We start from the raw sequence: 12,134 nt of genomic DNA, 5'->3' as shown, positions 1-12,134 counted from the left end.
GAAAAGCGTGGACCACAGCGCTTTTTTGAATCAACGCGGGTCCCGCTTATTTTTCCATTGATTTTCTGTCCCGCTAAAGCGGCTGGCACACGCGGCCGGCTGGCAGATAGGGCGCAGGATCAAGTTCCGGCTGACGCTGCAACAGCAGATCGGCGAGCAGCCGGCAGGAGGCTGGCGCCAGCACCAGTCCATTACGATAATGTCCTGCATTCAGCCACAAACCCGGCAGCTCAGACACCGGACCAATGTAGGGCACACCTTCGGGAGAGCCTGGACGCAAGCCGGCCCATTGGGCAACCGGGGACAGCTCCCGCAATTCCGGCAACAATCCCTCTGCCGATTGCCGCAGTGATTCAAGCGCTTGCGTGCTGGTTCTTTTATCGTAACCGGCATGCTCCAGCGTGCTACCGATCAGAATATGCCCATCGCGACGCGGAATCGCATAACGCCCTTCATACAACACCACTGACTTCAGCCAACCAGGCTCACGCTTATATAACAGCATCTGACCTTTGACCGGAACGACCGGGAGACTGAGGCCCGCCTCCGCCAGCCAGTCGCCAGACCAGGCACCCGCTGCCACCACCACAGCATCAGCGCGATATTCAGCGAATTGAGTGGTAACGCCAACAACCCGATCTCCGTCACGCAACAACCCGGTCGCCGTACTATGTTCCTGCAGATTAAACTCAGCAAACTGCAGCAATCTGGCTCGCAGCGCCTGCAACAGCCTGGGATTGCGCACATTGGCCAGGTCAGCCTGCCACAGCGCACTTTGATAACCGCTGGCCAGTTGTGGCACTCGCTCATAGACAAACTCGCTCGCAACCTCAGCCAGAGGCTGCTGCCGCTGCTGCGCCCAGGCAAGTGCCTGGTCACGCTCAGCGTGATCCAGCCACAACAGGCCACAAGGCTCTACTTCTGAGTCGATTCCGGTTTGCGCCAAAAGCTGCGCAGATAAGGTTGGATAATAGCCCTGTGACCAATTCGCCAACGCACTGACAGACGCCTGATAACGCCAGGGATACAAGGGCGAGACGATACCACCACCAGCCCATGAGGCTTCTCTCCCCAACTCTCCGCGTTCCAGCAGCGTTACTCGACACCCCGCCTCCAGCAAATTCAGCGCACTCAAACAGCCGATCACACCGCCCCCTACCACCACAATCTCCTGCATCTAAGCCTCGCTAGCAAAAAGTTCTAAAGCAATAAGTCGGACACCTGTAGCCCCAACCTCAGGAAACGCAGCCTACAACCAAAACTCCAACCAGGCCTTGCGCAGCGTCAATAAAGGCAAGGCGTGTATTCTGACTCGTCGCGCCCGGCGTAAACAACTACGCATAAATGAATAAGCCCTGCCCTCGCCCTGCGCGCTGCAAACAACCACGTAAAAAATGACCAAGACACCTTATTTGGTCACTTTACCCCCACTTTCATTCTGTTACCGGATGAATTAACCCGGTATGATAAGACTTCTCTGAACTACTCCAATGGCCGATTACCGTCAGACCATTAAGCCCTGGTAGCTCATTCCACAAAGCAGAAACCGTTAGCCAGCCCGCTGTCTCGACTGACTAAACAGATGCTTGCATACCGGGGCTTGCGGAGCACACAGCACGACGCTTGACGTGCTCTCGATGCAGCCACAAGCCTTGATCGAGAACAAGCCCGTTTGCTAGTCGCCCCGACATTGGCCAGTATGATTACTGGAGAGCTCAAGAGGCTCCTTGATTTTTACCAAAGAGGCGACATGTTAATGACAGCAAGAAATGTAGATGTATTGCTGGTCGGTGGTGGTGTCATGAGCGCTACGCTAGGGATGTTGCTCAAACAGCTGGATCCGGCGATGACCATTACCCTGGTCGAGCGTCTGGACCACGTTGCTCACGAAAGTACCGACGGCTGGAACAACGCAGGCACCGGACACGCTGGTTACTGCGAGTTGAATTACACTCCGCAGGACGACGCAGGCAACATTGCTATTGAGCGTGCGCTCTCCATCAACGCATCCTTTGAGGTTACCCTGCAATTCTGGACCTATCTGGTCGAACAGGGAATCCTGCCCAAGGCATCAGACTTCATCAACACTACCCCGCACCAGAGCTTTGTCTGGGGCGAGAAAGATGTTGAGTTTCTACGCAAACGTCACGAGCTACTGAGCAACCACCACCTCTTTGCTGAAATGCAGTACAGCGATACGCCAGAGACTCTGCGCGAGTGGATGCCACTGATCATGTCCAGCCGTGACGCCAAGCAACCCGTTGCGGCGACCCGTGTCGATCACGGCTCGGATGTTGATTTCGGTTCACTGACGCGCAAAATGATTGATCACCTGAAACAACAGGAAGGCTTTGAGCTTTGCCTGAAGCATTCGGTGAAGAGTCTGCGCAAGAGCAAGAAAGGTCATTGGCGCGTCAATATCGAAGACGAGAATACCGGCGAAGAAAAAGACTTCAACGCCAAGTTCGTTTTCCTCGGCGCCGGCGGTGGCTCCCTGCCGCTGCTGCAGAAGTCCCATATCGATGAAAGCCAAGGTTACGGCGGCTTCCCGGTCAGCGGTCAGTGGCTGGTATGCAAGGACCCGGACGTGGTCAAGCGCCACAGTTCCAAGGTTTATGGCAAAGCACCCGTTGGCGCGCCACCGATGTCGGTCCCGCACCTGGATACCCGCATCATCAACGGCAAACCGGCGTTGCTGTTTGGCCCCTTTGCTGGCTTCACCACCAAGTTTCTGAAGAAGGGCTCGGTGTTTGACCTGTTCTCTTCGGTCAAACCCTATAACGTGGCGCCAATGATGGCAGTGGGCCGCGACAACATGGATCTGACCAAGTACCTGATTGCCGAGTCCTTTCAGTCGCACAAAGACCGAGTCGCGTCACTGCGCAACTACTTCCCGGATGCCCAGGAGAAGAACTGGACACTGCAGGATGCTGGCATGCGCGTACAGATCATCAAGAAAGACGCCAAAGGCCACGGCAAGCTTGAGTTCGGTACAGAAATAGTCGCTGCCAAGGACGGCACACTCGCCGCTCTCCTGGGCGCCTCACCCGGCGCATCAACTGCAGTGCAAGCGATGATTGATGTATTAGAGCGCTGCTTCAAAGATCGTATTGCCAGCCCAGAGTGGCAGGCACGCATGAAAACACTGGTGCCGTCTTACGGTCAGTCCCTGATTAACGACGCCGAGCTGCTCAAGAGTGTGCGCAAGCGCACTCTGAGCACACTGGGACTGGGTCAGTCCAAAGTCTGAAAGCGCTCTATGCGCTCGGGTGTTGGCGGGTGGGTTGACAGGAAACTGCTCAATCCACTCGCCACGTCCTTCTCCTCGTCACTATTTGCTGAACCCGGATCCAGACGCTGCATGATGTCGGCAAAACGTTGCGGCGCAATAGCCTGCTGCTGCAAAAACGCCAGTGCAAAGTCATCCGCTTCCGTTTCCATGCCTCGCTGATAACTCAAACTAGCCAATAACGCCGGCAAACCTGCTGCCATATCTGAGGCTGCGGAGATATCGCCGGTCAGCGACACCATGACAAATACCAGCAATGAGCCCTGCACCAGGTTGCGCATACTGTGACGGTGCACAACGTGCCCCACCTCATGCGCCATCACGGACGCCAACTCTTCATCGTTTTTTGCCAGCGCCACCATGTCATCGGTAAAAACCAGATTACCGCCCGGCAAGGCAAAGGCATTGGCACCCAGCGCCTCTGAGGCACGAAAATGCAGTTGCAGACTATGCTCAGGATAATCGTCCTGCATGACTCGCAGATAGGGCGCCATGGCAGACAGCACCTCCTGCTGGCGAGCCTCGGTCATCTGGCTAGGCTCCATCCATAGCTTATCCATATTAGCCAACGCCTCCTCGCCAATACGGGTCTCAAGCTCAACCGGCAAGGCATCAGCGATTTGGGCGGATAGCCAGGGCACGCCATACAGCACGCCGATAACGGAAAACGCCAGCACAGCTATCAGGCTAAAAACAATCAGCCGGGTATTTACCTCAAAACGCTGCAGCCAACTATCGCCCGAGCGTTTAAGCTCGCGAGCCAGGCGCTGTAAGCCGCTTACATCGAGCGACTCCAACACCCCCCCATCACTCAGGTGTAGATAACTATTGGCGCTACCAACCTGAACGCCAAGACGCACTTGATCGGCGGGGTAATGCTTAGCTTTACCCGCCACCTCCAGGCGTAAGCACCCACCCACCACATTGGCGCGCGCCTCGCTGCTATGGCTTGAGTTGCCGTCGAAATAGCGGCCGACAACCCATTGCTCAGATGAGGGAGATACCGACATCGAAGGCGTCCCCCAACTCCAGACCTACCGCACCAGCACGTTGCGCCTCGCCGGCGACAAAACCATCAAGATCGCCCTGAATATGCATTTTGGTGCAACTCGCACGATAGCGCGCCATGCGCACTTTGGCCCAAGGCGTAAAAATACCCATACTCAGCATGATCAGCAGGCTATTGCTGAAGAAAATCCAGACAATACGGCGCTTGCCCAGAGAAGACTCAAAACCATGATCGGCCAAGGTGGTAGCAGACATGATCAGATTGGTAACGCCCGCCATTGCGTACCCAAAGAGCAACAAATAACCCAGCACAATGAAAATAACTGAAAAGGCGCCATGCACGAACTGGGCGATCGCCGAGAGCGCGGCAACGCCCAGCAAGACGCCCAGCATTTTCAGAAAGAACATATAGACCTGGCCTGCAGTAAGGTTGAGATGAAACTCACTACGACCATAACGCAAGTTGTCCACCAGGAAGACATACCAGCGCTGCGCTGAAAACGGCACCAGCAGCCCCAGGCTGAGTATCGATAGCAGTGGCCACAGGTAAATGACCTTGGCCGCCTGCCAGTAGCTACCGACAAAGTCGAACCTGATGTTGCGATAGGCGCTGTTCACGGCATGAAACTTCAGCGAGCGCGCGATAATCCAGGGGATCAGCGGAATAAAAATCAGCAATAACCCCATCGCGATCACGGGGTAAAAGGTCGAGGCAACAGACCAGATAATCACCGCTACCAACGCGACCATACGACCACGAAAGATGACCCAGGGATCGGCCAGATATTGGAAGCTGGTATCCTCTAGCAGAGTATGACCGTAGAAGTACTGCATATTGCGCACCTTGGCCCAGGGCGCGTAAAAACCCAGGGTGACAACCAGCAGCAGAATATTAACGATCCAGATACCGAAGTATTCCTCTCCGGTACCGGTGAACCTGATCTTCGCGCTGCGCCGACCTGAAGCACCTGCGCCCTGCCCTGACGCAACTGGCGGTAGGGGCGGCTCATCTGCGGACATGACCGGCTCCGGACGCGAAGCTGGCTCATCAGTTATCACTGACTGTTCCGCGACACTCTCCGCCTGCACCTTGGTTATCAAGCCGGCAGACTGCAAGCGCTGACAGTAACGCTCGGCTTGCTCCGCACTCAGATTGCTCTTGATAGTGACCTTGCGCCCCATCAGCAGAGCCTGCACTTGGCGCTCATCAAAGCCCAGGCGCAGCAGCTCAGCGCGCAGTTCTGACTCTTCTATACCCGCAACACGGGCACCACTAAAAACAACCTTATAGCTGTCCGGCATCGAAATCCCTTCCATTAATAAAATACATCCCGCCCAAATAGACCGGCAGCAACAACCAATATACCAACCCTGCTTTACTCAACCCATCACGATAATGGTACGCAAGCATCATTCATCAGCGCTATAGGTTATTGCCGGGTTACATCAAGCTCCACTCCTTGCGACTCCAATTGATCATAGGCAGCATCCAGCGCACGCACAACATCACTGGCTCCCGGCGTGCGTCTCGAAACCACAAAGCGCATCGGCTGTTCCGACACTTTCAGGTGGGGCAAAGGCTCTATATGCAGGGTCGCGGCAGCCGAATCTACCTGCGCGCGATAGTCCAGCAAATAATCTCCTCGGCCACGCAGCAACATGCGTACAGCACCCAAATGCGAGCTACCCAGGAGAAAGGTGATATCCAGCGAAGGGTCATCCAGCACCCGCATCAGCTGCGAAGTGTAGGTGTAATTGGTTATCAGAATTACCCGTTTACCCTGAAGATCATCCGGCCATTGCGGCCGCGGGCTGCCGGGTGGGTAATAGAGGTTGATCCCCACCACCCCCAACGTGCGGCGAGCAAGCAAGGTCGATGCTTCAAGCCCCGGTTTGTTAACGATGCCAGGCCATAACTGCACGCTGCCATCCTCCAACCCCCTCCAAATCCGTGCAGGCGGAAGAATGCGCACCTCATAGGCAAAGCCAGCTTGCCGCAGCAGTTTATCCACCAGAGTGACAGTACGACCAACCGCATTGCCTTCGCTATCTACCTCGGAGTAACCGGGGAAATTCATGATCGCTACTTTCAGCACCGCCGGTGCCTGCACAGAAACAGGCTCCACCTCCTGCTGCGCCAACGCCGCACTCAGGTCTGCAAACAGCATTAGCAGGGCAGTTACCAAGTAGGCCAGATGCCTCATGAGTCCGTTCTCATTGCTTCCCCATTCAGACCGACGCCAACGCACTACCAGCCAGCTCTTTAGCTGCCAACTGACCGACATAGAAACATTATCGTCATAAAAATAACGTCAATTTTACACCGATACCATAACCTTGGCGACTACCCACAAAAAAGCCCCCCGCGACCAAAGTCGGGAGGGGCTTTTATCAGCGCTAAACGCTTAGTCACCGTAGACCGGCAGACGTGCACAGATTTGCTTCACCTGATCACGTACGCGATCTACTACTGCCTCATCACCCATATTGTCGAGGATGTCGCAGATCCAGCCAGCCAGAGACTGACAATCTGCCTCAACAAAACCGCGCGTAGTCACCGCCGGTGTACCGATACGCAGACCGGAGGTCACAAATGGCGAGCGCGGGTCATTCGGTACGGCATTCTTGTTAACCGTAATAAACGCCCGACCCAGTGCCGCATCGGCGTCCTTACCGGTGATGTCCTGCTTGATCAACGACAGCAGGAACAAATGGTTCTCGGTACCACCCGACACAACGTCATAGCCACGTTCGACAAACACCCCAGCCATTGCCTTGGCGTTTTTCACCACCTGCTGCTGGTAGGTCTTGAACTCGGGGCTCATAGCCTCCTTGAAGCAGATCGCCTTGGCCGCGATTACATGCATCAATGGACCACCCTGACCGCCGGGGAAGACTGCGGAGTTCAGTTTCTTCTCCAGCGCTTCATTGGCGCGAGCCAGAATAAGGCCACCACGCGGGCCGCGCAGCGTCTTGTGCGTAGTGGTAGTAACCACATCCGCGAAGGGTATCGGGTTAGGGTAAACACCCGCTGCGACCAAACCTGCAACGTGGGCCATATCGACGAAGAGGTAGGCACCTACCTTGTCGGCGATCTCACGGAAACGGGCAAAATCCAGCACCTGAGAATAGGCGGAGAAGCCGGCAATGATCATCTTCGGCTTATGCTCAAGCGCCAGCGCCTCAACCTCGTCATAATCAATCAGACCGGTTTCGGTATTGATGCCATACTGCACTGCATTGTAATGCTTGCCGGAAAAGTTAACCGTTGCACCATGGGTCAGGTGACCGCCATGCGCCAGACTCATACCCAGCACGGTATCACCCGGCGTCAACAATGCCTGGAATACGGCCGAGTTGGCTTGTGAACCGGCGTGTGGTTGAACGTTGGCGTAATCTGCACCGAACAGCGCCTTGGCGCGATCAATGGCCAGCTGTTCCGCCACGTCGACATACTCGCAACCGCCGTAGTAGCGCTTACCCGGATAACCTTCGGCGTACTTGTTGGTCAGGACTGAGCCCTGCGCCTGCATGATTGCCGGACTGGTGTAGTTTTCCGAGGCAATCAGTTCGATGTGATCTTCCTGACGCACGGCTTCGTGCTGCATTGCAGCCCACAGATCGGCATCGTATGTGGCTATATCGTTAGAACGGCTGAACATGTAACGGCCCCCTGCTAGGTCGTTCAAAAACAAAAGAGGCGCGCATTTTAACGCATGCCAAGGCAACTGGCACTTGAAAAGCATTCAGGCGTAAGCAAAAAGCACTCATTCAAGAGGTATTAACCAACGACTCTCGAATACCTGCGCCTCAACCGGGCGTCCCATATGAAACCCCTGTACTTCATCGCAGCCAAAACTACGGACCAGACTGAACTGCTCTTCGGTCTCAATGCCTTCCGCAATAACCCTTAGTTGCAAGCTACGCCCCAAAGCGACGATGGCCTCGGCCAAGCGAGCATCTCGACTATGCGGCCGCATTGCCTGAATAAAGCCACGGTCAATTTTAAGCGTGTCTATCGGAAAATCCTTGAGGTAATTAAGTGCCGAATAGCCCGTCCCAAAGTCGTCGATAGCAATATGCACCCCTTTTTCCTTGAGGCGGTTCAACGCGCTCATGGTCAGATCACGGTTGCGCAGTAGAATACTCTCGGTCAACTCCAGCTCCAGCACCTGGGGCGGCAATTCGTAGCGTTCCAGAATAGCGGAAATCTGCTCCACCAACTGCCCATCATCAAATTGCATTGCTGATAAGTTCACCGCTAACCGAGGCACGGTAAAGCCATTGGCACGCCACGTTGCCAGCTGCTGGCAGGCTTGATCAAGCACCCACTCTCCCAACACACGAATCAAACCGAGCTCTTCGGCTACCGGAATAAATTCGGCGGGCGAGACATGGCCGCGCACCGGGTCATTCCAGCGCAACAATACCTCTGCTCCAGTGAGCGATCCATCGCTGCAGCTGAACTGCGGCTGATACACCAGATAAAAGGCATGATCCTGTATCGCGCGGCGTAGATCATTCTCCAAGCCTAGGCGCTCAAGCGCACGCGCATTCATCTCGCTCTCGTAGAACTGGAAAGTGTCCTTACCCATTGCCTTGGCGTGGTACATGGCAGTGTCGGCATTTTTTAACAACACGCTACCTTCGTCGGCATCCTGCGGCGCAAGCGCAATACCGATACTGGCGCTAACGAAGAAATCGCGCTCTTGCAGCACAAATGCTGGCCCCAGCGCCAGGAGCACCTTCTCTGCGACATGCATACAGGCAGCTAGTGCGGCCTCACGATCAGCCAGACCTGTAAGCAGTATGGTGAACTCGTCCCCGCCCATGCGCGCAACCGTATCGCTCTCGCGTACACAGTCGCGCAGACGCATGGCCACTTCTTTAAGTACCGTATCACCCGCGGCATGGCCCAAGCTGTCATTGATGGGTTTGAACCGGTCAAGGTCGAGAAATAGAATTGCAACCCATTCAGATCGCCTGAACGCAAGCGGAAGCGCTGCCTGCAAACGATCCTGAAAGAGCGTTCGATTAGGTAAACCGGTTAGCACATCGTAATAGGCGAGGCTCTGAATGCGTGCCTCAGATGCTTTACGCTCGCTTATATCGACAAAAAAGCAGACATAGCTGACCAGGTCACCGTCGCTATCCTGCACTGCCGTGACACCGGCCCAGCAGAGGAAAGCATCGCCATCTTTACGCTGCAGCCAAATTTCGCCCTCCCAGCGGCCATCCTCCTGCAAGGAAGACATGATATTGATATAGAAATGCTTTTCATGGAGGCGCGCGGTGAGTACCGCAGGTAGCTGGTCAACGATGTCTTCGTCGCTGTACCCGGTTATACGTGTCAGGTTCTCGTTGACCTGCACAATATAGCCCGCCGGGTCCGTCACCAGTACGGCGCCCGTGGTATTTTCAAACACGGTAGCGGCCATACGCAGACGGTTTTCGGTGCGTCGTTGCTCGGTAATGTCACGTGCCACGCCGAGCAAACCAAGGAAGCGGCCCTGCTCATTCCACATCAACGACACCCGGGTTTCCAGCGGACACTTACGCCCATCAGCCTTGATAGCATCGCCTATAATTTGGCGCCTAAAGCCCTGTTCGCGCAGAGCTTTAGCTTTCTCTACGCTGTAAACCTGTGGCCTGATTTCATCAACCAGCTCATGCATAAAGTCGAGATAGCGATCACCTACCACTACTTCTTCCGGGCCCACGGCCAGCAAATGCTCCGCACTGTAGCCCAGCACATGCTCTACAGAAGGGCTGACAAAATCGGGCTGAAACTCACTATCTGTGGACCAGACGATGTCACTGACATTTTCCGCCATTAATCGATAGCGCGCCTCGGAACGCTGGATTTTCTCACGTTCCAACGTCTGCGAATGAGCATCCCGAACAAAACCGATAACCTGCTCTACTCGGCCATCATTTGCTCGTTTGAAGACCCTGGAGCGAATACTGAACCAGCGCCAGCCAGTCTCCTTGTGCCGCCAACGTACTCGCCATTCAAGCACGCGGTTGTCCGGCAAGACCAATTGCAGCCGACGATTGACCTGCATGTATTCCAAGTCATCCGGATGCAGCAGACTATTACGATAACTGTCACCCATGGCCACTTCTTCATCCGCGCTGTAACCGAGGATAGAAGCCAGGGAGCGGTTACTGAAGAAGAATTCATCCGCACCCATTTTGCGTACATCACGAATAAACACCAGGTCAGGCAAAGCCTCCACAACGGAAGCCCAAAACTGCTCTCTCTCGCGCATTGCCACCTCAATGCGCCGACGCTCAGTCAGATCAGTGAAGCTCAAGGTCACCGCGTGCAGCTCATCAATCTCTCGCGGCAGACGCACCACCACCCATAAATAGCGCAGCTTGCCGTCGGCGCCTACCATGGGCGTTTCCAGCTCCACGCGCGCATCGCCGTTGACCAACGCCAATACCAGACGGTAGCGCGCGCCGCCCATACGCAAGTGCTGCTCCCCGCGCAGAATACCCACAAGTTTGTCCACCGAGCTAACTTGCAACAAATTCAGCGCAACCGGGTTGGCTTCCAGCAGGTGCATGCTGGCCAGCAGCTCTGAGTGCTGCTGAGGGTGCTCTAACAGCCAACGATCAAGGGCCGCCTGATCATGCAGGCCGTGGCGCATAATGAATGACTTGAGTTCGGAAAGATCTATCAAACAAAGCGCCATATCGGCGCCTTGAAATACGTCCAGATAGCGGCGCTCACTGTCTTGCATATGCCGAAAGGATTCCGCCCGACTGACCCGTAACCGTCGATTAGCGCGAGCCTGTCGCATCAATAGCCAAAGTACCGCCATCAAAACCAGCAGTGATCCGAATAGCAACAAGATGCGTTGCAGCAATAATGGCCCTAACTGGCGATGGTAGTAATCCGCGTCCACCAGACCACGAACTTGCCAAAGCGTACCTTCTACCGGCGCACTAACCACGACCCGATCGCGCTCTTGCGCTGACATCGGCGCATTGCCTGAATAAACCAAAAGGTCATCCATCTGCCGGGCCAGTACCCGACTGCGACCGACATCTTCAAGCAGCCAAACATAACCTTGCGCCGCTCGCGCCGACACCAGCGAGGCCAACGCGCGCCCATCAAGGGTCAATACCCAGTAACGATCTGGCTGCGCGCTGGCCAGCGTCCAGAAAAGCTCGTTGCGTACTGGATCCGAGTCCAGACCAAAACGCTCACCGCTTAATTCGAGCCGATGTGCCGTTTGCCGCCATGGCGCCGATTCATCGGGCGAAACTCGATTCAAATCCACCTGGCGTACACTGACAATCCCCGGCAGCAGATCTTGCACCAGCAGGCGAGAGCCGGCGTTTTGCTCCGGCGCCTGAAAATCCAGCACGCGAGCAAGCGCAATGGAGGTAACCCCAATATTAAGCGCCATCTGGTCAGCGGTAAGCCAGACACTTTCTTCTACCTGTACCTGGTGTTGGCGCTTGATAGCAACGTAGTCAAACCAGGACTGCCAGGCCAGGAGTACCAGAACCAGCACACAGGCAACGGCCACTATAAAATAGCCAACTCGCATGGAATGGGTTTGTATGGCGTCAAAGCCGTTATCTTCGACAGGCCATTGCGTTTCACTATTCTTATTATTCAATGTGCTCACTTATCAAATAGCCGTACGAACAAGACTCACCACCCTTTATTGCTACAACCAGACCCAAACAGTAATGTTCAATATCACCGCGAGCGCAAGGCATAAGCTGCAGACGTTTGCCCTTAAAGGCCAGTTGGGCTAGCCTTGCCTGCAATTTCGACATGACAGCCAAGCAGCTGCATGATGAATCTATCAATACC

The 12,134-nt window shown here is 55.2% G+C and carries 7 protein-coding genes; 1 reads left to right on the top strand and 6 read right to left on the bottom strand.

All coding sequences use genetic code 11. The features are described from left to right. Nucleotides 1–73 precede the first annotated feature (73 nt). The gene (gene thiO, locus EF096_RS00110; RefSeq protein WP_123887564.1) at nucleotides 74–1,177 is read right to left on the bottom strand and encodes a glycine oxidase ThiO; all 1,104 of its coding nucleotides are present in this window, start codon (nucleotides 1,175–1,177) and stop codon (nucleotides 74–76) included. 579 nt (nucleotides 1,178–1,756) lie between these two features. On the opposite strand from thiO, the gene mqo reads away from it, so the two are divergent. Continuing rightward, complete coding sequence (gene mqo / locus EF096_RS00105; RefSeq protein WP_123887562.1) at nucleotides 1,757–3,250, top strand: malate dehydrogenase (quinone); 1,494 nt, start codon at nucleotides 1,757–1,759, stop codon at nucleotides 3,248–3,250. Here the strand turns inward: mqo and EF096_RS00100 are convergent. The 5 genes from EF096_RS00100 to EF096_RS00080 all read right to left on the bottom strand — a co-directional run bounded on the left by EF096_RS00100 (nucleotide 3,235) and on the right by EF096_RS00080 (nucleotide 11,934). After that, a complete protein-coding gene (locus EF096_RS00100) occupies nucleotides 3,235–4,299 on the bottom strand; it encodes a M48 family metallopeptidase (RefSeq protein WP_123887560.1) in 1,065 nt (354 codons plus the stop codon). The genes mqo and EF096_RS00100 overlap by 16 nt on opposite strands. Further along, nucleotides 4,277–5,614: a YjgN family protein gene (locus tag EF096_RS00095; RefSeq protein WP_123887559.1), complete on the bottom strand. Its 1,338-nt coding sequence runs from the start codon at nucleotides 5,612–5,614 to the stop codon at nucleotides 4,277–4,279. The genes EF096_RS00100 and EF096_RS00095 overlap by 23 nt, the downstream gene beginning before the upstream one ends. Nucleotides 5,615–5,727: 113 nt before the next feature. After that, on the bottom strand, nucleotides 5,728–6,501 hold the full coding sequence (locus EF096_RS00090) for a substrate-binding periplasmic protein (protein ID WP_158611210.1): 774 nt from the start codon (nucleotides 6,499–6,501) through the stop codon (nucleotides 5,728–5,730). 201 nt (nucleotides 6,502–6,702) lie between these two features. Next, complete coding sequence (gene glyA, locus EF096_RS00085; RefSeq protein WP_123887555.1) at nucleotides 6,703–7,959, bottom strand: serine hydroxymethyltransferase; 1,257 nt, start codon at nucleotides 7,957–7,959, stop codon at nucleotides 6,703–6,705. A 105-nt stretch (nucleotides 7,960–8,064) separates the two neighbouring features. Beyond that, nucleotides 8,065–11,934: an EAL domain-containing protein gene (locus EF096_RS00080; protein WP_123887553.1), complete on the bottom strand. Its 3,870-nt coding sequence runs from the start codon at nucleotides 11,932–11,934 to the stop codon at nucleotides 8,065–8,067. Between the last annotated feature and the right edge of the window lie 200 nt (nucleotides 11,935–12,134).

Origin of the sequence: Pseudomonas neustonica (assembly GCF_003797945.1) — a bacterium.
GTDB classification, from domain to species: Bacteria; Pseudomonadota; Gammaproteobacteria; order Pseudomonadales; family Pseudomonadaceae; genus Halopseudomonas; species Halopseudomonas neustonica.
This window is presented reverse-complemented; position numbering and strand designations above follow the sequence as displayed.

Excerpts from the sequence above, each read along its gene's own strand:
- thiO (WP_123887564.1), bottom strand. The coding sequence starts at position 1,177 with ATGCAGGAGATTGTGGTGGTAGGGGGCGGTGTGATCGGCTGTTTGAGT.
- mqo (WP_123887562.1), top strand. The coding sequence starts at position 1,757 with ATGACAGCAAGAAATGTAGATGTATTGCTGGTCGGTGGTGGTGTCATG.
- EF096_RS00100 (WP_123887560.1), bottom strand. The coding sequence starts at position 4,299 with ATGTCGGTATCTCCCTCATCTGAGCAATGGGTTGTCGGCCGCTATTTC.
- EF096_RS00095 (WP_123887559.1), bottom strand. The coding sequence starts at position 5,614 with ATGGAAGGGATTTCGATGCCGGACAGCTATAAGGTTGTTTTTAGTGGT.
- EF096_RS00090 (WP_158611210.1), bottom strand. The coding sequence starts at position 6,501 with ATGAGGCATCTGGCCTACTTGGTAACTGCCCTGCTAATGCTGTTTGCA.
- glyA (WP_123887555.1), bottom strand. The coding sequence starts at position 7,959 with ATGTTCAGCCGTTCTAACGATATAGCCACATACGATGCCGATCTGTGG.